Below are 23338 nucleotides of genomic sequence, written 5' to 3' on the forward strand. Positions count from 1 at the left end.
ATTGTGGATTGAAATCATTGCTGGAATAAAAACAGATCCTATTAGGAGGAGATTAACCTGTTTACAAAAGAAATGGTCCAAACATTCAATGAATTGGAAATGATTCTTTATAACTTCATTACGAAAAACAGCGATAAAGTCATTTATATGCGGATTAGAGAGCTGTCCGATCAAACCCATGTATCCACTTCCAGCATCTTGCGTTTCTGCAGGAAGCTTAACTGTGATGGCTTCTCAGAATTTAAAGTAAAGCTCAAGCTATATTTGGACAGAAATGAACAAGAAAATCTGAAATCTACTCAATACTATCTCTCCGAGTTTTTAGAACGAACGCTAAAAGGAAATCTTGAGTCCGATATTCAAAAAATGGCAGAACTCGTGTTGCGGACTGATAAGATTATTTTTGTAGGTACAGGAAGTTCAGGCATTTTAGCCGAATATGGTGCAAGGTATTTTTCCAGTCTTGGAAAATTCTCCTCCTTTATTAAAGATCCATTTTATCCAATAAACAGCAAGGATTTAAAAAACAGTACATCCATTATTCTTTCCGTTTCTGGGGAAACTGACTTCACACTTAACTTGGCAAATCAACTGAAAGTAGAAGGTTCCAATATTGTCAGTATTACTAATAGTAAAAACTGCCAGCTTGCCAGGATATCAGATATAAATATTGCCTATTATGTGACAGAAGTATTTCTCGGGGATTCGAATATTACATCCCAGATGCCGGTTATGTACATATTGGAAGAAAGCGCTCACATTATTCAAAAAAATTTAAAGAAACCTGCGCCTTAATATGATAAAAGACAGAGCTTTTATGTATAGCTCTGTCTTCTATCCTTCATCTCTGTTCTGATTTTTTGTTTTTAATGAGGTTTTCACGATCAGCTGTTGCTGGAGGCTGCTCCAGCCAAGCGTTTTTAATCATGATATTTGCTCCTGCTTTTGCATACTGTGCTATTTCAAAGGAAAGCCGCTCATAATTAACGGCAAGATCGCTCCTTTGGCTGGCGCCAGCTGCTGCTGCATAGTTACCGATTCCAGAAGCACTTAGTAGAGACATATGAAACATCATTAACTTATCAGAAAATGTCTTGTTTGTGGACTCCGTAATCCCAATATCGGAAGACATAGGACTCTGTATATTCCCCTCAATTAACGTATCAGCAAAGATTTTTACATGTTTTTGCGAGATATCCTTTCCTCGCATCATATAATCCTGAACATCTTTGTCATTAGATGTTTGTCCGAATGCAAGGCTGATTTTATAACCGATATTATTCGTTTGGGTATTCAGAAACAAATGTGAAATCTCAATGGCATTCAAAGGGCGTTTTTTATGAAAAAGATTCAAACCGCTTAAGTAGCTGTTACTGTCAATATAATCATTTTCTGAAGGCGGGATTATGTAAGGTGAGCGAACCAGCATCCCTTTTTCCTTTAATGCATTATTCGTTTGGTTATAAAGCTTGGCAGTTTCGCTTAAGGTTGTTGTAAAGTGCTGGATGATATCTTCCCGAAAACTCATTGCAGTGAATCCGCTGTATGCAAGCATACCTGCTTTTGCCATATGATTAATATATTGAAGGGAGAAAGTGTCCGTAAACAAAGCAGGAGCTGCTAAATTCACATCTTTGTCTGTAAACCCATACGGCTGTGCAAAATTTTCTTCCTGAAAGATTTGTTCAAGCTTCTCTACCTCCTTGACAGAGATAACAAGTGCTTTGTCTATCGCATCTGCAATCGTTTGATCGGTTATGGAGTTACTCATATGGCTAAGCACACACTTGGACATGGTGTTATTCATATAAGAAGTCCATAACGAAGCAATCTCTGTTGAAGTAAGCTCAATATTCTGTTCTGGCATGATGATCCTCCCACGAATGTTGATATTCCTTATATTCTCCTTTTTATTTGTTTTTATCAGCAATTGTCAGATAAATACTTGTGAGGAATTTGTGCCTAACGAATAAAATTGTTACTGGAAATGGAGGTTTGATTTTCTGAGGTTAGCCCATTTTAAAGCCTTTTGTTCCAAAGATGCTGCAGCATCATGTTTGCCGTTTATATATGCCTGTATATCAGCAGGATATTTTTGGGAGAGTTTTTCTTTTAAATCACCGTACTTCTCGGCTTCCTCCTTGTTAGCACGCAAAAAATCCCTAAATGCTAGATGACGGAAAATCTCTGGACTGCCAGCTTCATAAATATGAACATGATGTGTCCTTTCATCGCCGCCTTTTTGAAAATATCGCCTGCCAGAAATTCCGTTTTCTCCCTTTGCTTCATAGCCGATTTCAATCATTTTCCCATTATAGCTGTCAATATTATGTATATTTATTACAATGGGCATAATGTCAATGATTGGTTTAGCCTTCATACCTCGTATGCTTGTGCTCCCTATATGGTGGATTTCCAGCAACTCTGCTTCAAATATATGCTGAAGAAGTTTTTTCTCTGTTTCAAATAAAACACGCCACTCATTGCTGTATGGGCACACTTCCACTTTCCTCATACATCAAGCTCCCTTCTTCGCACTAATTTTCTAGATAGCGGTATAGAGTTGATTTACTTATGCCTGTAGATTCTTTTATTTCCTTTAGACTATATTTTTTGCTTTGATACATTTTGATGGCCTTTTTTACATTTTCATCTGCTTTTCTTGGCCGTCCTGTGGAGATGCCTTTTTGTTTTGCATATTCCATTCCTTTTTTTGTCCGTTCACTGATAATTTCATTTTGAAATTCCACTAAATAGCCGACCATTTTCCTTAGGGAGTATTCCTTCTTTTCTTCTGTGTCAATTTCCTCATATATTGCTTGCAGGTAGACACCTTTTTGTTCTAGTATTTCCAGCAGCTCAAATAGATGCCTGCTAGAATCAGCTAGCGTAAATAATCTGGATACAACAATCTTGTCCCCTTCATTTATGTGCTCCAGCATCTGAGTAAGCACCGCTCTTTTTTTAGCAGATGAATGCTCCTCCCGGACTATACTACCGCAGATGTCCTTAAGCATTTGCTCCTGCTGCTGACAATCTTCATCTTCTTGAGATGGCCTCATATAACCTATTATCATCTTTTTCGCTCCCTTGTCATTTCTGCTACTAACCATTATAGATAGGAAAATGAGTTTTGTAAAAAACTTCCCAATATATATTCCCTTTTGGGAATAATTCTGTTACACTTCTCCTTATTGAACTACTGCGATAAAAAATTGAGGTGAACATTTTGATAGAAAAAATAAAACGAGAGTGGTTCTTCAATGTACGAGCTGATATTCTTTCAGGCATCGTCGTTGCGTTGGCCCTTATTCCTGAGGCAATCGCTTTCTCGATTATTGCAGGAGTCGACCCGATGGTAGGGTTGTATGCTTCCTTCTGTATTGCAATCATCATCTCCTTTGCAGGCGGTAGACCTGCGATGATTTCCGCAGCAACAGGGGCAATGGCATTGCTGATGGGACCGCTAGTAAGGGATTACGGTCTGCAGTACCTCTTTGCAGCAACTATTTTGACAGGAGTATTTCAGGTGCTTTTTGGAGTATTTAAAATTGCTAAGCTGATGAAATTCATTCCGAGAGCGGTTATGATTGGATTTGTTAATTCCCTTGCCATCCTAATTTTTATGGCACAAGTTCCTCATTTTATTGGGATCTCTAATATGACTTATCTTTTTGTCGGCATAACATTATTAATCGTTTATATATTGCCTCGATATGTCAAGGCAGTGCCGGCACCGTTAATTGCAATCATCGTTTTGACAGCAGTAGCAATTTTTGGTCATATCCATGTTGAAACAGTTGGCGATTTAGGAAATATTACGCAAACCTTGCCGTCCTTCTTGATTCCGGATGTACCATTTTCATTTGAAACTTTAGCTATTATTTTTCCATTCAGTATCGCTATGGCGATTGTAGGTTTACTAGAATCACTTCTTACTGCAAGCATTCTAGATGATGCAACAGATACAGACAGCGATAAGAACAGAGAAGCTAGAGGACAAGGAATTGCCAATTTTATCACTGGCTTTTTTGGCGGTATGGCTGGCTGCGCTATGATTGGACAGTCTGGAATCAACGTAAGATCAGGAGGCAGGGGCAGACTTTCGACCTTTGTTGCTGGTGCATTTTTAATGTTCTTGATTATTGTGCTGGGAGATCTAGTTGTCCAAATACCAATGCCTGTACTTGTTGGCATTATGATTATGGTCTGCATCGGTACATTTGACTGGTCTTCCTTTAAATATGTAGTAAGAGCTCCTCGAACAGACGCAATTGTTATGGTTGTTACAGTAGTTATAGTCGTTGCAACACATGACTTGTCAAAAGGAGTAATTGCAGGTGTTATCTTGAGCGCGGTGTTCTTTGCTGCAAAAATATCTCATCTGAAAATAAACAAAGAGCAAACAGAAAATGAGTATAAATATTTTGTGCAAGGACAATTATTTTTTGCTTCTGTTGACAGCTTTATTGCAGCATTCGATACATCTGAGCAGAACAAGCAAATTTCCATTGATTTCTCTTCAGCTCGTGTTTGGGATGATTCTGCTGTAGGAGCAATTGATAAAGTAGTCCTTAAATTTAAAGAAAATAATAATACAGTCAGCATTAGCGGCCTTGATTCGGCCAGTAAGAAACTCGTCGATAAGCTGGCCATTTTCCAAAACCCTGATGCTAATCCTTCAGGTCATTAAAAAGATTCATGGCAATTGCCATGAATCTTTTTCATTATCCGCCGTAATAATTACCAGGCAGACCTTTTATGTCCATTTTGCATGTGAAAAGTGCCCCTGACAGCGGGTATTTTTCCAACTCCTCTGAAGTCATTCCTTCTTGCGCTGTTGTAATATAAAGCTCATTTAATTCTTCTCCTCCAAATACACAGGAGGTAACGTTTTGGGCTGGCACTTTAATTTCATCTATTTTTTCGCCACTATGAGGATTCCACCTTGATACACGCGCGCCACCCCAATGAGCAATCCACAGCATCCCCTCTTCATCTATTGTCATACCATCAGGAAACCCTTCTTCATTTGAAAAATCAATAATAGCCACGCTATTGTCAATATTGCCTGAATGAACTTCATAATCGAATCGGTATACCTTTTGCACAGGGGTATCAATCAAGTATAGGTACTTGTTATCCAATGACCAAGCCAATCCATTAGATGTGCTTAACTTATCAAGCTTTTTTGTAATCGTGCCATCCTTATCCAAACAATATAACGCGCCTTGCTCCATCTCGTCCTTTGTGCTCATCGTACCTGCCCAAAATCGACCTTGTGCGTCACATTTTCCATCATTAAACCTGTTATTAGACAAATGCTCTTCTGGATCAAAAATCGGTTGAATCTCACCGTTTGTAAGATCGACATAATGAAAGCCATTTTCCAAAGCAGCTATTGCTCCCTTTCCGCTGTTCACCGGAATGACAGCACTGACCTTCTCAGGAAGCTCTAATTCCTTATTTTCATTGTCAGCTGGATTATACATGCAGATTTTTTTGTTATTAATATCAACCCAATAAAGCACATTTTCCTTGTGATCCCAAAACGGTCCCTCTCCTAAGGCAGCATTTGCATCTACTGCAAGCTTTAAATGATGTACCATACAATTCCCTACTTTCTAACTTCGTATTTTCTTTTCCTATACCTCGATTCCTTTGTCTAGAAACTGCTTTCATCTATTCTTTTTGCCTTTGTATTCACGATACTGGGGATGAGATGCATACCTTATGTATAGATAATCAAGATTTGAGGTGATTAACTTGAAAATAGCAGATATTGAAAACGAAAAAAAACACAGAATTGATGAGTTTGTAAAGCTACAGCATAGCGACGGGTCTTTCCGCTTTCGCTTTCAAGGCAGTTTAATGACAGATGCTTTCTTTATCATTACATGCAGAGCGTTGGAAATTAGTACGGAGGAAGATAATATTAAGCTTCTTGCCACATCCTTAAAAAATTCCCAGCATAAAGAAGGCTATTGGAAAGCATACATAGATGCACCGAATGGGCATTTATCTGCGACAATCATTGCGTATACGGCCCTTTTATACTCTGGTTACGCTAAGCAGACAGACGACAATATGATAAAGGCAAAGTCCTTTATTGTTCAAAACGGAGGGATTTCCAAAGCCCATTTTATGATTAGATGGATGCTCTCTGCCAACGGACTGTATCCATGGTCCCGAATGGTTTATGTTCCAATGACCTTTTTACTTTTGCCTTCCTACCAGCCTGTTAATTTCTTTCAGTTCAGTGCCTATGCTCGCATTCATTTCATCCCTATGCTGCTTGCATCCAATAAAAAATTTGCCGTCCACACTAAAAACAAGCCTGATTTAAGCGACCTGTACGGAAGAAGCGAGGAAATGTTCAACCCGATTGCTCATTTGGAGGCTGAAAGATCACCACTGTCATTTGTTTGGAAAGAAATAAAACAAATTGGAAGATGGCCTGCTTACCTCCATCAGCTCGGATATTATTATGCGGAAAAATATATACTTGATCGGCTTGAAGAGGATGGTACACTTTACAGCTATGCAAGTGCAACTTTTTTTATGATTTACGGCCTGCTTTCCATTGGCTATCGCAAGGATTCGCCGGTTATTAAAAAGGCAATATCAGGATTATCCTCCCTGATTGACAAAAAAGGAGAAAACGCCCACTTGGAAAACTCAACAAGCACCGTCTGGGACACAGCATTAACAAGCTACAGTCTCCAAGAAGCAGGCTGCTTGCCTGACAGTCCTGTTATTAGGAAGTCTATTAACTATCTCCTTAAAAAACAGCATACAGCAGCGGGAGACTGGAAAGTCCATAATCCAGATACAACTCCTGGAGGCTGGGGCTTTTCAGATATTAATACAAACAATCCAGACAATGACGATACATCGGCCGCTTTGCGAGCTTTAACTAGAACAGCTCTTCTAAATACGAACGTTCATAGCTCTTGGCAGCGCGGAACTAACTATCTCCTTTCCATGCAAAACAGCGATGGAGGCTGGGGTGCATTTGAAAAAAACACTGATTGGGAGATTCTTCAGCATGTTCCTATTGAGAATGCAAAGGACGCTGCTGTTGACCCGTCTACACCAGATTTGACGGGCAGAGTACTTGAATATTTAGGTCGTTTTGCCAAACTTCAACAGAAACACCCTCATATTAAGTCAGCTGCGCGATGGCTAATAGACAATCAAGAAAAAGATGGTTCTTGGTATGGCCGCTGGGGTGTCTGTTATATATATGGAACATGGGCTGCTATCACTGGTTTAAGGGCAACCGGAACAGCAGCAAGCGACCAGAGCATAAAGAAAGGCATCAAATGGCTGAAAACTATTCAAAGAGAGGATGGAGGTTGGGGTGAATCTTGTCATAGCTGCGAAAAGCGCCATTATATCCCTCTTCCCTTTAGTACAGATTCCCAGACAGCATGGGCACTTGACGCGTTAATTGCTGCAGGAGAGTGGAAAAGCAAGGCTGTAACAAAAGGGATAGAATTTCTCTTAAAGGGCATGAAGGATGAACGCAGCCTCACCTACCCTACAGGTATAGGTTTGCCTGGGCAATTCTATATTGATTATTATAGCTACAGCAAAATCTTCCCCCTGCTAGCCATTTCTCATTACTTGCAAGCAACTAAATCCTAAACCGCTCATATACTAAAATATCAAGAATCAATTACCTTGAATTAAGGTATAATAAGTGATATTATATACAAAACATTCCAGAAACTTATAAATCGATGAAGAGAACAAGTACGTCATGCATGAACTTATAAGCGAGCCGGAACTGGTGGAAGCCGGCAAGGGATTCTGACGGAAAAATCATCTCTGAGATGCAAGGCTGAATATTTAAAGTAAGCCTTGACGGGATTTCCCCCGTTAAAAAGGAACGCGTATGATAGTACGTTGACTAAGCGCTGACTGCTTTTTGCAGCAGAATTTGGGTGGTAACGCGGGTATATACACTCGTCCCTATTTATAGGGACGAGTGTTTTTTGTTTACTCCGACTCTGTCATGTTCCGGTATTTTCTGGTAACTATTAAATCCAAGGAGGATTTTATCATGAAAAATAGCCAGCAAGAAACACAAGCAGAAAGAGAAAAAAGAATCCTTGCTCTTTGGGAGCACAATCATATTTTTGAAAAATCAGTTGAGGCAAGAAAAAATCAGGAATCCTTTGTTTTCTACGAGGGACCGCCTACTGCAAATGGCTTACCCCATGTTGGCCATGCTCTTGGGCGCACAATCAAAGACATCATAGCACGTTACCAGACAATGGCAGGCAAGCAGGTAATCCGAAAGGCTGGCTGGGACACGCACGGTCTGCCTGTAGAGCTTGGTGTGGAAAAAGAGCTTGGCATATCCGGAAAGCAGGCCATTGAAGAATATGGAGTAGAGGCATTTATTCAAAAATGCAAGGCGAGCGTCTTCTCCTATGAAAAGCAATGGAGAGACTTTACAAAGGAACTAGGATACTGGGTCGACATGGAGAACCCTTATATGACAATGAGCAATGAGTATATTGAATCGGTATGGCACATACTCGGAACCATCCATGAAAAAGGCCTGCTTTATAAAGGTCACAGAGTTTCCCCTTACTGCCCGAGCTGTCAGACATCATTAAGCTCTCATGAGGTCGCGCAAGGCTATAAAGATGTAAAGGACTTGAGCGCAACTGTAAGGTTCAAACTAAAGAATAAGGACAATGAGTTTATCCTCGGCTGGACGACAACACCTTGGACACTGCCTGCAAACGTTGCTCTTGCAGTGAATGAAAAGTTAGACTACGTTCGAATACAGACTGGAGACGAAGTATATATCGTAGCAAAGGATTTGGCTCCTACATTAATGTCTCCTGACAGCGTCCTCTTAGAGACAGTGAAGGGGTCTGCATTGCTCGGTCTCAGTTACGAACCGCCATTCTCCTTTATCAAAGTCGCAAAAGGCCATTATGTTGTTCATGGCGACTTTGTGACTGCAGACAGCGGAACTGGCATTGTTCATATTGCTCCAGCATATGGGGAGGACGATTATCGTCTTGTACAAGAAAATAACCTTTCCTTTGTTCAAGTCGTGGATGAACAGGGCAAATATACAGAAGCGGTCACACCTTTGACAGGCAGATTCGTTAAGGATTGTGATGTCGACATCATCAAGCTCCTTCATGAGAAAGGGCTATTGTTCCATAAAGAAAGATACGAACATTCTTACCCGCACTGCTGGCGTTGTGATTCTCCCCTGCTTTATTATGCACTAGAGAGCTGGTTCATCCGAACAACAGCTGTCAAGGAGGCAATGCTACTTAATAACCAGCAGGTAAACTGGCATCCAGACACTATCAAGGACGGGCGTTTCGGGAAATTTCTTGAGGGAATGGTAGATTGGAATATAAGCCGGAGCCGCTATTGGGGTACACCTTTAAATGTATGGGAATGTCCTTCCTGTAACCATCAGGAGGCTCCCAAATCAATAGCAGAATTAGCAGCATTAACCGGCAGCAATCTTGCTGAGCTTGAGCTTCATAAACCATATGTCGATGAGGTGACATTCCCTTGTCCTTCCTGCAGCACAATGATGGTGCGCACACCTGAAGTAATCGATGTCTGGTTCGATAGCGGGTCTATGCCATTCGCCCAATATCATACCCCTTTTGAGAATGAGGAGTTATGGCAAAGGCAATTCCCAGCCGATGTGATAGTTGAGGGAATTGACCAGACAAGAGGCTGGTTCTACTCCTTATTGGCTGTCTCCACTCTTTATAAAGGCGAGCTGCCGTATAAGAATGTACTGGCGACTGGCCACGTTCTTGATGAGGCAGGACAAAAAATGTCAAAAAGCAAAGGCAACGCCCTTGACCCAGTAGAGCTGATCCACAAGTTTGGCGCCGATTCGCTAAGATGGGCATTGATAGAGGACAGCGCACCTTGGAACCAGAAGCGATTTTCTGTCAAAAATGTACAGGAAGCTAAGTCAAAGCTAGTCGATACTCTAACAAGTCTTCATCATTTCTACAAAATGTATGCTGATATCGATGGATTTGATCCGAATTCAACGCCAGCTAGTCTTTCCTTAACCTTGATGGATAAATGGGCTCTTTCCCGGCTTGCTTCAACTGTCTCGCAAGTCCGCAAAGAAATGGAAAGCTTCCAGCTGACAAATGCAGCAAGACATATTGGCACTCTTTTAGAAGACGTAAGTAATTGGTATATCAGAAGAAACAGAGAACGGTTTTGGAGTGAAGGCATGTCTGAGGATAAAGCTTGTGCTTACCATACTCTTTACAGCCTTCTTGTTCATATCTCTAAGCTGCTCGCACCGTTCACACCTTTTACTGCTGAAGATATTCATTATAAGCTGACTGGAAAAAGCGTTCATTTAGAAGATTTCCCAGCTGGTGAAGAAGCGAACATCAACATAGAGCTTGAAAAGAAAATGAGCGGTGTAAGAGAAATTGTGGAACTGGGAAGAAACATACGGCATCAAAGCCAAATCAAGACGAAACAGCCGCTTGCCATGATGGCTATAGTCTCAAATGACACTCCGCCTTCGGCATTGCAATCTTTCAGCCAAATCATTAAAAGTGAGCTGAATGTAAAAACGATAGACTGGACTGAGTCAAGTAAAGGCTATGTACAATACAGCCTCAAGCTCGACTTCAAAAATGCCGGCAAGCGTCTCGGTAAAAAGGCAAATCCCGTTCATAAAGCTCTCGGCCATCTCACAAAAGAAGAGATAGAACAGTTTCTTTACGATGGAAAGTTAACCATCACAGCAGACGAACAGCAGGTTGAACTCTTTAAAGAGGATGTGCTTGTCCAGAAAACTGCATCTATGTCAGGCTACAGCGAGGCGTCAAACAGGAACTTTACTGTTATAATAGATACTAGCATCACAGACGAATTAGCAAAAGAAGGATTAGTAAGGGATTTTATCCGCTCTGTTCAAGACTTGAGAAAACAAAAGAATTTGCCTGTCGAGCAGCGGATTACTTTGAAGCTTGGCGGATCAAAAGAATTTATTTCCTTGGCACAGGAGTATGAGAATCTGATTAATAAAGGTGTCCTTTTAAATAGCATTCGTTACACAGTGTCAGAAAGCATGACTGAATTGCGTATAGGCAGCTACCAGGTTTTTGTTGCTTTTGAATAAGTCCATAAGAGTCAGACCTAAGTACATATTACCTTAGGTCTTTCTCGTTTATATGTCCTTTTCAAAAGAAACATGTTCTATTTTTTCCATATTAGATTATACTATTGGGCAGGGGTGAAAAAAATGTATAAATTATTGTCGCATAATGACCTTGATGGGGTCGGCTGTGGAATCATCGCAAAGCTTGCCTTTGGAGAAGATGTGGAAATCCGCTATAATTCTGTTTCCAGCCTGAATCTTGAGGTAGAAAGATTCCTTGACCAAAAGCCTGAGGATACATTCCTTATCGTTACAGACCTTTCTGTAAGTGAAGAGAATGCTATCAGGCTGGATGATTACTATAAGAAGGGCGGCAAGGTCCAACTGATAGATCATCATAAAACAGCCTTACATTTAAATGATTTTGAATGGGGACATGTAGTAGTAGAAGATGAAGAAGGAATTTCCACCTGTGCTACTTCATTATTATATGAGTACCTTGTTAAAAACGGGCATCTCACTCCCTCTGACAGTGTGCTTGAGTTTGTAGAGCTTGTCAGACAGTACGATACATGGGATTGGGAAAAGAATGAAAACTTTGATGCCCAAAAGCTGAATGCACTTTTCTATTTAATATCATTTGACGAATTTGTAGAAAAAATGGTTGCGCGTCTTGAGAATAACAACCACTTCTTCTTTGATGAAGTAGAGCAGCAAATTCTTGATTTGGAAGAGAAAAAAATTGAACGATATATTCGCCGCAAACGGCGGGAGCTTGTTCAAACACAAATCGACGGTCTTTATGCAGGTGTTGTTTATGCCGAATCATATCACTCAGAACTAGGCAATGAGCTAGGCAAAGAATACCCGCATCTCGATTATATAGCAATCCTTAATATTGGCGGCAAGAGGGTTGGTTTCCGAACCATTCATGACCACGTCGATGTCTCCAAAGTTGCCGGTACATATGGTGGAGGCGGACATGTGAAAGCGTCTGGCTGCACAATGACGAGTGAAGCATATAAAAACTTCGTAACAGATACATTCCCGCTTGAAGCATTAAGGGAAGATCCTAAAAAGAATGAATATAATAAGAAGAATTCTCCATTAGGCACACTTTATGAGAATAAACATGATGATATATTTTATCTATATCCGACTGGCAAGCAGCAATGGGTTATCAACAAAAAGAAAACAAAGCTGCCTGAAACTTTTTCTTCCTTCCAAGAAGGAGAAAACTTTTTAAAGAGAAATCACGGAGCCTGGATGTGTAAGGACGACAAGTACGTTCGGTATGTGATGGAATATGTAAAAACAAAAAATTAAAACGAATGCCTGCTGTCTGGAAAGATCAGCAGGCATTTTTTCTCACAGAAAAACCTCTAACATTCCTCGTTAGAAGTTTTGGAGCAGCTTATAAAAATCATCTCTCAATTGTGGAGATTGCTTGTATTTATTGTCCGTTATCTCCTCTAACAAGCCCTTCTTATCAACAGAATTTAGATTAGCTCTTTTAATCATTTCCCGGGCATTAAATAAAAAATCGAAATAATCCTCCAAACCATCAGGGTATTCCTGTGCCCATTCATCCTTGATTTTTCTTGCGAGGATTGGGCTTGCACCCATTGTCGACACACTTAAGATAAGCCTGCCTCTTTGCAAACTTGCCGGTATATGACAGTTTCCATTATCAGCAGAGCTAGCATTATTAACTAGCATACGGTGCTTCAGCCTGTTCGCTAATCTTTGGTTTGCTTTATCGTCATTCGTTGCTGTAACTACAAAAAAAGCATCCTTACAATCACTTTCTGCTGCTTTTTTTCTAACTGCAGCGATTGCTCCCGCTTGCTCGAGCTCCTCAAGCTCAGGACATAGTACAGGACTAATAACTGTAATGTTTGCACCTTCTGCAATTAGTGCTTTTACTTTCCTTAAGGCAACCTTGCCTCCACCTGCAACGATACATTTCTTATTCTGCATATTAACCATTAATGGGAACATACAGTTTAGCCCCAGCTGCTTCATCAATTCGATCCTTCAGAATACTAGCAATAGCAGGCTGGTATCCTAAGTAGTTGCAAAGCTCATAGTTTTTATTTGAATTTGATAATCCGTTGATTGTCTTGCGCATCGTGTTCATCAGTATACCTGTAAACAGCAAATATGGAATGACGATGATATTTTCGTACTGAGAGTTGCTTGCAGCCTGAAGGGCAGCTTCAAAGCTAGGAGATGCTGCTGTCAAATAACAGTCCTCCACTTTAACACCGTCCAGCGACCGCTCTACCAAGTCACTAATTTCCCGTAAATCCCGCTTTACATCCGGATCACTGCTGCCCCTGCCAACAAGCAGAACAAGTGACTTGTTTTTAACATACAATTCAGACTGTTTAATTTTAGCTATGACAATCTCTGCCATCTTCTCATGTACACCAATCGGGCGTCCATAATGTAATGCTACGTCTGGATATGCTTTAACGAGTTCGTCGAGGACTTCAGGAATATCAATCTTTGCATGAGCTGCTGTCAGCAACAAGACAGGAACAGCTATTATCGTTGTTGCGCCTTTTGCTACACATGTCTTAAAGCCTTCCTCAATGCTTGGCTCTGAGAGCTCTAAAAAGCAATACTCCTGAATGGGGTAATCATTCTCTTTCATGCATTCCTTTACAAAGGATATTGCCTGGTCACTCGCTTCCTTTACCCTGCTGCCATGGCATATATACAAAACTGCTTTCATTATAAAACCACTTCTTTCGCCAATGAATCTTCAAATGAGTTTTCAAACCATTTAATTTTTTCACGCATGCGGACAACCTCACCGATAATAATCATGCACGGATTTTCAATCTGCCCGTTTTGCGCATCCTCTACAGCTTTATCTAATGTTGTTACAATCGTTCGCTGGCTGCTCGTAGTTCCCCAATTAATCAAGGCAACAGGAGTATCCCCGCTTTTTTGATAGGAAAGCAGCTTCTCCCTGATATTCGGTAAGTTTTTAACTCCCATATAGATGGCAAGTGTATCTATATGGCATAATGCCTCCCACTTGATGCTGTCTTCTTCCCCATTCTTCATATGTCCTGTTACAAAAGCAAAGGATGAACCATAATCTCTGTGTGTAACGGGGATTCCTGCATAGCTCGGTGCAGCAATACCCGCAGTGATGCCTGGCACAATTTCAAACGGAATCTGATTTTTAGCCAATTCTTCTGCTTCTTCTCCGCCCCTGCCAAATACAAAAGGGTCTCCCCCTTTTAATCTTGTCACTATCTTTCCTCTTTTAGCATGCTTGACGAGCGTCTGATTAATCAATTCCTGTTTCATTACATGATGATGCGGCAGCTTTCCGCAATATACCAATTCTGCCTTCGGCTTTGCGTAATGCAGCAGCTCTTTGTTAACAAGTCGGTCATATACGATAACATCAGCATTTTTAATGCAATTCAGCCCTTTAACAGTAATTAAATCAGGATCTCCAGGCCCTGCTCCTACCAAATAAACTTTCCCCACATCTTTCACCTTCCTCTGTTGCTGCATAATCCTAAGCTTTGGCATATTAACAGAAAGGAATTATAGGATTCTCTCAAAACTAGAGACACTATAATTCCTTTCTTTCTATATTTATATATTTCTATAATAGCCTTTTTCTTTCAAAAATTGAACAATTTGCTCCACACATTCTTCAATGGAATTTTTTTCCGAGTCAATCACAATCTCCGGATTAACCGGCTCTTCATAAGGAGAGCTGATTCCTGTGAAGTCCTTGATGATTCCTTGCCTTGCCTTCTCATAAAGACCTTTAGGATCTCTAGCTTCACAAGCTTCCAATGAACATTTCACATATACTTCAACAAACTCATTGCCCTCCAGCAATTCTCTGACTCCTTCTCGATCATTGCGGAACGGAGAGATAAAGGCAGTCAGCACCACTTGCCCACTGTCTACAAACAGCTTGCTGACTTCGCCAATTCTGCGAATGTTTTCCTTCCTGTCTTCTTCAGAGAAGCCAAGATCTTTATTGATTCCGAAACGGATATTATCACCATCCAGCACATATGTGAGCGTATCATCTTGGAACAGCCTCTCTGCAACTGCGTTAGCTACAGATGATTTCCCTGAACCGGAAAGACCAGTAAACCACAATACATAGCTGTGATGTTTATTTTTCTCTCTTCTGCGTTCTTTTGAAACAGTTTGTTCATGCCATGTGATATTTGTACTTTTGCCGCTCATTTACTTTTCCCCCTGTATTATGAATGGATCTCTTGGTTTTTCAAGCCTTTTATCAGCACTTCCACTACTTCTTTGCGGCTGAACGTGCTTGGCGGAATTTCACCATTTCTTAGAAGCTCGCGCACCTTTGTTCCAGATAAGATTTCATGATATTCCTTGTCATGAGGGCAAGTTTTTGTAGACGCCATGTTTTCACACTTTTTGCAATAGAAGCTGTGTTCAAAGAACAACAGATTAATACCAAGTTCTTCTGATTCAAATTGATCAAAAATCCTTTGCGCATCATATGTGCCATAATAATTGCCCACACCTGCATGATCTCGTCCCACAATAAAGTGTGTGCAGCCGTAGTTTTTCCTTACAAGTGCATGGAATACTGCTTCTCTCGGTCCAGCATAACGCATTGCAGCAGGGAAAACAGCAAGATATACACGGTCTTCTGGGTAATAGTTTTTCAATAGTACTTGGTAGCTTTCCATTCGTACATCTGCAGGAATATCATCTGATTTTGTTTCACCAACAAGCGGGTTCAAGAATAATCCATCCACTGTTTCTAAAGCCGTCTTCTGAATATATTCATGAGCACGGTGCACAGGGTTTCTAGTTTGGAAACCGACAACAGTCTTCCAGCCCTTCTCTTGGAACACTTCTCTCGTATCTTTAGGATCTAGGTAGAAGCTTTCAAATTTAGTTCTTTTTAATTTTTTCAGCAGTTTAATAGAACCACCAATATACACATTTCCTCTTTCAAAAACCTTCTTTACTCCAGGATGAGCCAAATCTGCAGTGCGGTAAACAGCTTCTGCTTCTTTTTCTTTATTTGGTTTAAATTTATCTTCAACAGTAAGCACACCATACACATCACCGTCATGTACAAGCTTCACTATGTCATTCACTTCTAATTTGTCTGCTTGCTCTTGTGATACAGGAAGTGTAATTGGAATACTCCAAATTTGCCCTGAAGCAAGCCTCATGTTCTCTACAACAGATTCATAGTCTTTCTGTGTCAAAAACCCAGTTAGTGGGCTGAAAGCTCCATTTCCGATTAATTCTAAATCACTTAGCGCAACGCCATCAATTTCAAGCTCTTGTGTAATGCCGCTCACATCATAATTTGGTTCCCATAAATTAATTAGTGTTCCTCCATGAGGTTTGCTTAATGCCATAATCTTTGCACCTATCCTTCCTAATTTAACATCTAGTTATATTATTATTTATATTTAATAGAAACGGATTTGCATATATCAAATGCCGCCTCCGTCCTCATATATAGAGCGATTATCTTCTTTGATTGATTTCACGAGGCTTAAGATGCCTAATGTGGCGATACATACACTCGACAGCACAATGACATTGTAGAAATCATTTTTAACAAATAGTTGTACAAGACAGTAGGAAATAACAAGAGACAAGACTGGTGAAACAATCCATACCTTTATAATTCGATGAATCATCTGCTTTTTGAAAAGTCCTACACCATTCTTCGCAACACCGATGCCAATAATCGCTGTGCTTGTTACTTGAGTCAACGGCACAGGAAGTCCGAAAATGGAAGCAATTGTAACTAAGGTTGCTCCGATACCAGAAATAATTCCGCCTTCCAGCTTGCTGAATTGGACGATTTTCTTCCCATTTGTCTGCAATACCCTTCCACCCAGTAAAATAGCTCCAATACTGATAGCCAAACCGCCTATTAATATTCCGCTGCTCATCGAGATGAGATTGGCTCCAACCATCGGACCAACAGCATTAGCTACATTATTCATTCCTGCCGAAAAGGCTTCAAAAAAACCAACAACAATTACGAAAACGGATAAGTAACGCTGTGATTTGCTCGCTTTCAGCCAAGTGTACTTCCTCTCAGCTCGCATGATTAGCTTCCCTGCTGCCAAAGCAATTCCAAAGGAAACGAAGGGAATAAAAATCCAAAAGAATACAATCCATAAAATATGTCCAATAAAAAGGCTTTTATATGCTACGCCAACACCAACAACGCTGCCAACAGTGATTTCGCTAGTTGATAACGGAATCCCCATTAAATTTGCGATAAACAGGGAAATGGCGGCAGATGACAGAATAATTAACACGATTTTTGCATTAAGCAAGCTGCTTGGAATGAGATCTTCCCCTATCGTTTTAACTACTTCACTGCCTCCTAAAAAGGCCCCTAAAAAAATCGCAACACCGCATAAAAGGAGGGCATGCCTTTTGCTTGGAATCGCACCTGAACCATAGGCAACGCCAAGGCTTGCCGCAGCACCACTTGCGCCTATGTTCATGGCAAAGAATAAAGACATTATGCCTGCAAGAATTATCATCATCATTTAGTTTCCTTTAAGTTATTGTAAATGTAGCCCGCATTCTGTTTTTCCTTTGCCAGACCATCTTCCAGAGCGCATATCTTCCATTGTGAAAGCAGGCTGTGTGCATGTTCTGCAGCCAATGCTCGGATAGCCGTTATCATGAAGGACATTATAGTCAAGCTGATTCTTGTGTGCGTATCTCCAAACATCCTTCCAAGTCCAGTGAATAAGCGGGCATACTTTAATACTTTTGAATTTATTGTCTAGATTGATATATTCCGTATTCGCCCTTGCTCCGCCCTGTTCTCTTCTTAATCCAGATATCCAAGCAGTTGAACCTGAAAGAACAGAATTTAATGGAATAACTTTTCTAATTTCACAGCACTTATTTGGATTAGATGTCCATAGCTCATCCCCATACTGTTCTGCTTGCTCTGCCAATGTTAATTCTGGTTTTTTCATTTCAATTTGCAGTAGCGGATATTTTTTTTTCACTTTTTCTATCAATTCATATGTTTCTTTAAAATGCACATCTGTATCTAAAAAGACGATTTTGGCGTCTTCCTTCACTTTTGAAATTAAGTCGATAAGTACAATTCCTTCTATACCAAAGCTGCAGGCATATACAATTTCCTCTTCATATGTCTCATATGCCCATTCCAGTACTTCCAAAGCTCCTTTTGTTTCTGTGTCGCTCGGGAATGCTGGCAATGTATAACGATCAAGATTTTCATAAGTTAATAGTTCACTCAAGTTGCCTACTCCTCTCCAGATAAATTGCTTTACATGCAAAAAAGACAGCTTTAACACAATTCCTGTGTTAAAACTGCCTCTAGTTTCTCTAGTCAGCAATTTATTTTCCAAGTCTAATCTTTTCGCTTTTTTCGATTTGAATGACTTTTCCATCCTGAACAATTAAGGTAATGGAGCCAAATTTCATATTTTTCAACATTTCTTCCAACTGATCTTTTATTTTGTCCAGTTGATTTGTTTTTTCCCCCATTAACAAATCCCTCCCACAAACAAAAAACTGTTACCGATGATCATAGCAATAAAAAAATCTTCCCAATTCGGAAAGACACAAGGTAATATAACTACCTTATCTTTCAAAATGGAGACCATTTTGTTGGATTTAGCACCTTGCTCTTGGTTACAAATGCAGGTTGCTGGACATCATAGGGCCAATTCCCTCTGTCGCTCTGGATAAGCAATGTTTTTTCTAAATTTTATCACAATTGATTATATTGTCAACAAGTTTTTCTAGTTGTTTAGTCGGAATTAAATCATCTAACATTTACAATTTTTTGATAACCTTATTTTAACATATGCATATATAAAAAATAAGCAACAAGTCCATGCCAAAAAAACCCACTTTTTAAAAAGCGGGTTTTTTTGCTTACAGAATTAATGAAGTGGTTCAGATATATCGCTCAAAGCTTGCCCTGCTTCATCCATATGAATATTGATTCTTGCAAGGTCACCAATTGCGCATATTCCGACAAGTTCGCCGTTCTCAACTACAGGCAGGCGGCGAATCTGATTCTCTGACATGATGTTTGCACATTCATGAACATCTGTATCTGGCGTACATGTAGTTACATCCGCTGTCATCACATCATGGCAGTGAACCGTATTTCCGTCTTTGCCATCAGCGATTGCATTGATAACAATATCACGGTCAGTAATCATGCCAATAACCTTTTTTCCTTCACATACAGGAACAATCCCAACGTTAACATCACGCATTATTTTTGCCGCTTCCACAAGAGAATCATGGGGCTGACATACCTTTACATCCGTTGTCATTATATCTTTAACAGTTGTCAAAAAACTCACCTCCAAAATTAATCTCTTATATTGTGCCGTTTTAAAAGATTATTATGTCAGCAAACGGCGTAAAAAAAAGCAGCTTAAGCTGCTATTTTTTTCTAATTCTTAATAATGGTTTTGAAATAATCGGGGCTAATATACCTGAAAGAATTGCTTCGGTAACCCCATTAGTAGCTATTATGGTCAATAGCGCAGGCAAAAGCTGATCCATATTCATTTCTAGAAAATTCGCATACGGTTCCCGGTAAAATAAATAAATCAATCCCAGCACTAAAACAGTATTTGTTAAAGATCCAAGCACACCAGCTACACTCATTCTAACTGTTTCATTAAGCTTGTCTTTGAGCAGCTTATGAAATACATATGCTGCTACAACACCTATTAATATTCGGGGCAGAACAGAGACAAGGGGATTCGTAAATACAATCGGGGCAATTGGACTTGTCGGTGCAACAAATGCCCTGATAAAGGTAATGATTCCCCATATACCGCCGACTATTGCTCCTTCCCTCGGGCCAAGAACAATCGCTGCAATAATGACTGTTACTTGAATAATCGTCAAGCTAAGCGGTCCAATCGGGATATATCCTAAAAACGGGATTGTCGTTTGAATAATGATGATAGCAGAAAGCATCCCTAATAGGACAATCCGAAATGTCTTATTGTTTTTGTTCATAACAATACTCCTTTTAACGAAAAAAATCTCCTTCGTTATCATACTACAAAATCCAAAAGAGGCAATAGGCGAACGACTATAAAAGCTTCCTTTCTAGGTAGTTGCGGTTTATTGTTTCTTTATGCATGTTTATCTTAATTTCTATGTTCCTCTTCCTGGTATGGATACTTGCTGTTTAATGCCTGAATAAATGTTTTTACATTCTGCTTTTCCTTCATAACAGGCGAGTATACATAGGAGAGTGTCCTTTTAAATACTTCTTTATCAAGGGAGATGGTCGAAAGATTTCCTGCCTGCAGGTCCCTTTCTATTACACATTTAGACAAAAGGGTTAACCCTAGGCCGCTTATGACCGTTTCTTTAATCGCCTGGTTGCTGCTGATTGTCAGAAGTGTGTTCATCTTCAATCCGTTTGAACGGATGACATGATCCAAGTATTCCCTCGTCCCTGATCCGATTTCCCGGGTAATCCACGCTTGGTTTTGCAATTCCTTTATAGGAACCATTTCCTTACTAGCAAGCGGGTGTTTAGCAGATGCAACAACAAACAGTTCGTCTTCCATAAATGGATGGACAGAAATTTCCTTATCATTAGTTTGTCCTTCAATTAAACCGATATCCACTTGATAACGTCTGACTGACTCGACTACCTCTTCTGTGTTACCAATTGTTACTTGGAGTGCCAAATCGGGATGGGTTTTCTGAAGTTCCAGCAATAATGGGGGCAGTATATATTCTCCTATCGTGAAGCTTGCGCCTATTTTTAAATCTCCTTTGATGGAATGATGGTGGTCTAATATATTTTGCCTTGTCTGTTCATATATAGTAATCATTTGTACTGCACAATCATAGAGAATTTCCCCTGTAGGAGTTACTTTTAAATATTTTGGAGAACGTTCAAACAGCTTCGTTTGAAATTCCTTTTCTAAGTTTTTAATATGGAGGCTTACACTTGGCTGAGACATCAGCAGAATTTCAGCTGTTTTAGTGAAATTTTTCACTTCTACAAGGGTGACAAATGTTTTTAACGCATCATACTGCAACAAAAACACTCCTTTCGACTTTTTGAATCTTACATGTAAATTCCAAACAGCTATTTGTTTAATTATTAAGATTATTAATAGCTCCAATAAGTTAAATGTATTTTACTAATTCTTTGACTTCCAGTAAAGTACAATTATATATGCATGAAACAATTTGAAAAAAGAATCTGTCTAAAATCCGATTTGTCTTATTGGATTAATTAGTTAGAATCAACTTCTTAAAAACGTTTTGTTAATTAATGAACTTTGACATTTGAAAAAGCAACGGATTTTTATGTGAGGTGAATACTTTTGCAATTACTAGTAACGAACAGTCCTTTTAACCAGGAACAGACAGAGCTTTTAAACCGGCTTTTGCCGACTTTATCAGAAACACAAAAGGTATGGCTTAACGGCTATCTTTCTGCAACAGCAGCAACAACGGTAAGTCCCGCTGGACTGGCAGCAGAAGTCCCGTCTTCTGCTCCTGCACCTGCCGAACCAGTCTCTAAAGATGTCACAATCCTATTTGGATCTCAAACAGGCAATGCACAAAACCTTGCCAAAAAGAGTGCAAAAACTCTGACAGATAAAGGCTTCCATGTTACAACATTATCAATGAGCGACTTTAAGCCAAATAATATTAAGAAAGTTAAAAACTTGCTTATTATTGTCAGCACACATGGGGAAGGAGATCCACCTGATACTGCCTTAACATTCCATGAGTTTCTTCATGGTAAAAGAGCGCCTAAATTGGATGATTTGAGCTTCTCTGTATTGGCACTTGGTGACAGCTCCTATGAATTCTTCTGCCAGACTGGTAAAGAATTTGATGAACGCTTAGAAGAAATTGGCGGTAAGCGCCTATTTCCACGCGTTGACTGTGACTTAGATTTTGAAGAGCCGGCAAATGAATGGCTCGAAGGTGTGCTTGCAGAGCTTGGTAATACAAGCGCAGCAGCTGCTCAAAGCACAGCAACTCCAAATACAGCAACAACGGCAGAAACAGAATATTCTAGATCAAACCCTTTCCTCGCTGAAGTACTGGACATCCAAAACTTAAACGGCCGAGGCTCCAATAAAGAGACGCTTCATATTGAGCTATCTCTTGAGGAATCTGGATTGACATATAAACCTGGAGACAGCCTTGGAATTTATCCGAAGAATGACCCAGAGCTTGTTGAACTGCTGCTTAATAAACTGTCCTTTAATCCAGAAGAAACAGTCTCTATTAATAAAAAAGGTGAGATTCGTTCCATTAAGGAAGCACTTCTTTCCGAATTTGAAATAACCGTTTTAACAAAACCTTTATTAGAAAAGTTAGCAGCGTATTCGACAAACGAAGCGCTTCAAAATCTTCTCAAGAATCAAGAACAATTGAAAGCCTATATAGACGGAAGGGACTTGCTTGATTTAGTTAGTGAATTTGGTCCTTGGAATTTTACAGCTCAAAACTTTATCTCGCAATTACGTAAATTGCCTGCGCGCCTTTACTCTATTGCAAGCAGCTATACAGCAAATCCTGAGGAAGTTCATTTGACAATTGGAGCAGTCCGCTATAATGCCCATGACCGTGAACGCAAAGGTGTTTGCTCGATACTATGTGCGGAGCGTCTTAATCCAGGTGATAAAATTCCAGTATTTATCCAGCAGAATGAAAACTTTAAGCTGCCTGAAAATCCTGATACCCCTGTCATTATGATTGGGCCAGGCACAGGTATTGCACCATTCCGTTCCTTTATCCAAGAACGTGAAGAAATCGGTGCTGAAGGTAAATCATGGCTGTTCTTTGGTGATCAGCATTTTGTAACAGACTTCCTTTATCAAACAGAATGGCAAAATTACCTCAAAAGCGGGGTATTAACAAAAATGAACGTCGCATTCTCCCGCGACACTGCCGAGAAAGTTTATGTACAGCATCGTATGCTTGAGCACAGCAAAGAATTATTCGAATGGCTGCAGGAAGGTGCCGCTGTTTATGTTTGCGGCGATGAAAAGCATATGGCCCATGATGTACACGAAACATTAATCAGCATCATTGAAAAAGAAGGCAATCTAAACCGTGAAGATGCCGAAAAATATCTTGCAGCAATGCAGCAGGACAAACGCTACCAGCGTGATGTCTATTAAGTAATTG

Annotated in this window: 21 protein-coding genes, 1 riboswitch and 1 other annotated feature; of the genes, 6 read left to right on the forward strand and 15 right to left on the reverse strand. The window is 40.0% G+C overall.

All coding sequences use genetic code 11. From position 1 onward, the window contains the following. The first annotated feature begins 57 nt into the window (after positions 1–57). A complete protein-coding gene (locus tag M3600_RS15960; protein ID WP_237942198.1) occupies positions 58–795 on the forward strand; it encodes a MurR/RpiR family transcriptional regulator in 738 nt (245 codons plus the stop codon). A 46-nt stretch (positions 796–841) separates the two neighbouring features. On the opposite strand, the gene M3600_RS15965 is transcribed toward M3600_RS15960, so the two are convergent. From M3600_RS15965 to M3600_RS15975, 3 genes are all read right to left on the reverse strand, one after another. Next, the gene (locus M3600_RS15965) at positions 842–1867 is read right to left on the reverse strand and encodes a DUF3231 family protein (RefSeq protein WP_233316842.1); all 1026 of its coding nucleotides are present in this window, start codon (positions 1865–1867) and stop codon (positions 842–844) included. 111 nt (positions 1868–1978) lie between these two features. Next, on the reverse strand, positions 1979–2515 hold the full coding sequence (locus tag M3600_RS15970; protein WP_233316841.1) for a GrpB family protein: 537 nt from the start codon (positions 2513–2515) through the stop codon (positions 1979–1981). A gap of 22 nt (positions 2516–2537) precedes the next feature. Further along, positions 2538–3077 (reverse strand): recombinase family protein, encoded by a 540-nt coding sequence (locus M3600_RS15975; RefSeq protein ID WP_237940556.1) that lies wholly within the window; start codon positions 3075–3077, stop codon positions 2538–2540. A gap of 152 nt (positions 3078–3229) precedes the next feature. Here M3600_RS15975 and M3600_RS15980 point away from each other — a divergent pair, with 152 nt between their 5' ends. Then, positions 3230–4693, forward strand: coding sequence for a SulP family inorganic anion transporter (locus M3600_RS15980; protein ID WP_251646672.1), 1464 nt, complete (start codon positions 3230–3232; stop codon positions 4691–4693). Between the two features lie 34 nt (positions 4694–4727). Here the strand turns inward: M3600_RS15980 and M3600_RS15985 are convergent, their stop codons facing one another. Further along, entirely contained in the window at positions 4728–5609 is an 882-nt protein-coding gene (locus tag M3600_RS15985; protein WP_237940555.1) for an SMP-30/gluconolactonase/LRE family protein, read from the reverse strand. 148 nt (positions 5610–5757) lie between these two features. Between M3600_RS15985 and M3600_RS15990 the strand changes: the two genes are divergently transcribed. The 3 genes from M3600_RS15990 (at position 5758) to M3600_RS16000 (ending at position 12460) form a co-directional block, all read left to right on the forward strand. Further along, positions 5758–7650: a terpene cyclase/mutase family protein gene (locus M3600_RS15990; RefSeq protein WP_396953817.1), complete on the forward strand. Its 1893-nt coding sequence runs from the start codon at positions 5758–5760 to the stop codon at positions 7648–7650. 86 nt (positions 7651–7736) lie between these two features. After that, positions 7737–7982, forward strand: a binding site (T-box leader). An 83-nt stretch (positions 7983–8065) separates the two neighbouring features. Beyond that, entirely contained in the window at positions 8066–11155 is a 3090-nt protein-coding gene (ileS, locus tag M3600_RS15995; protein ID WP_396953818.1) for an isoleucine--tRNA ligase, read from the forward strand. Between the two features lie 123 nt (positions 11156–11278). Beyond that, the gene (locus M3600_RS16000; protein ID WP_233316835.1) at positions 11279–12460 is read left to right on the forward strand and encodes a DHH family phosphoesterase; all 1182 of its coding nucleotides are present in this window, start codon (positions 11279–11281) and stop codon (positions 12458–12460) included. A gap of 69 nt (positions 12461–12529) precedes the next feature. On the opposite strand, the gene M3600_RS16005 is transcribed toward M3600_RS16000, so the two are convergent. The 11 genes from M3600_RS16005 to M3600_RS16055 all read right to left on the reverse strand — a co-directional run bounded on the left by M3600_RS16005 (position 12530) and on the right by M3600_RS16055 (position 21222). After that, entirely contained in the window at positions 12530–13135 is a 606-nt protein-coding gene (locus M3600_RS16005) for an NAD(P)-dependent oxidoreductase (protein WP_233316834.1), read from the reverse strand. Beyond that, positions 13116–13874, reverse strand: coding sequence for a sirohydrochlorin chelatase (locus M3600_RS16010; RefSeq protein ID WP_233316833.1), 759 nt, complete (start codon positions 13872–13874; stop codon positions 13116–13118). The genes M3600_RS16005 and M3600_RS16010 overlap by 20 nt, the downstream gene beginning before the upstream one ends. Continuing rightward, positions 13874–14647 (reverse strand): uroporphyrinogen-III C-methyltransferase, encoded by a 774-nt coding sequence (gene cobA / locus M3600_RS16015; RefSeq protein WP_251646674.1) that lies wholly within the window; start codon positions 14645–14647, stop codon positions 13874–13876. Before cobA ends, M3600_RS16010 begins: the two co-directional genes overlap by 1 nt. A gap of 111 nt (positions 14648–14758) precedes the next feature. Continuing rightward, the gene (cysC, locus tag M3600_RS16020) at positions 14759–15370 is read right to left on the reverse strand and encodes an adenylyl-sulfate kinase (RefSeq protein WP_233316831.1); all 612 of its coding nucleotides are present in this window, start codon (positions 15368–15370) and stop codon (positions 14759–14761) included. Between the two features lie 17 nt (positions 15371–15387). Further along, the gene (sat, locus tag M3600_RS16025) at positions 15388–16536 is read right to left on the reverse strand and encodes a sulfate adenylyltransferase (protein WP_233316830.1); all 1149 of its coding nucleotides are present in this window, start codon (positions 16534–16536) and stop codon (positions 15388–15390) included. A 78-nt stretch (positions 16537–16614) separates the two neighbouring features. Continuing rightward, positions 16615–17691: a sulfate permease gene (locus M3600_RS16030; protein ID WP_396953819.1), complete on the reverse strand. Its 1077-nt coding sequence runs from the start codon at positions 17689–17691 to the stop codon at positions 16615–16617. A gap of 18 nt (positions 17692–17709) precedes the next feature. Then, a complete protein-coding gene (locus M3600_RS16035) occupies positions 17710–18426 on the reverse strand; it encodes a phosphoadenylyl-sulfate reductase (RefSeq protein ID WP_233316829.1) in 717 nt (238 codons plus the stop codon). A gap of 100 nt (positions 18427–18526) precedes the next feature. Next, positions 18527–18676, reverse strand: coding sequence for a YezD family protein (locus M3600_RS16040; protein WP_233316828.1), 150 nt, complete (start codon positions 18674–18676; stop codon positions 18527–18529). Positions 18677–18769: 93 nt separating this feature from the next. Then, a riboswitch (SAM riboswitch) is annotated at positions 18770–18883 on the reverse strand. A 194-nt stretch (positions 18884–19077) separates the two neighbouring features. Beyond that, the gene (locus tag M3600_RS16045; RefSeq protein ID WP_233316827.1) at positions 19078–19500 is read right to left on the reverse strand and encodes a CBS domain-containing protein; all 423 of its coding nucleotides are present in this window, start codon (positions 19498–19500) and stop codon (positions 19078–19080) included. Between the two features lie 91 nt (positions 19501–19591). Then, positions 19592–20179, reverse strand: coding sequence for an ECF transporter S component (locus M3600_RS16050; RefSeq protein ID WP_251646676.1), 588 nt, complete (start codon positions 20177–20179; stop codon positions 19592–19594). A 134-nt stretch (positions 20180–20313) separates the two neighbouring features. Next, entirely contained in the window at positions 20314–21222 is a 909-nt protein-coding gene (locus tag M3600_RS16055; protein WP_233316825.1) for a LysR family transcriptional regulator, read from the reverse strand. 291 nt (positions 21223–21513) lie between these two features. Here M3600_RS16055 and M3600_RS16060 point away from each other — a divergent pair, with 291 nt between their 5' ends. Continuing rightward, complete coding sequence (locus tag M3600_RS16060) at positions 21514–23331, forward strand: assimilatory sulfite reductase (NADPH) flavoprotein subunit (protein WP_233316824.1); 1818 nt, start codon at positions 21514–21516, stop codon at positions 23329–23331. Positions 23332–23338 lie beyond the last annotated feature (7 nt).

The sequence above is a fragment of the Niallia sp. MER 6 genome, from assembly GCF_023714395.1.
Taxonomy (GTDB): Bacteria; Bacillota; Bacilli; order Bacillales; family Cytobacillaceae; genus Niallia.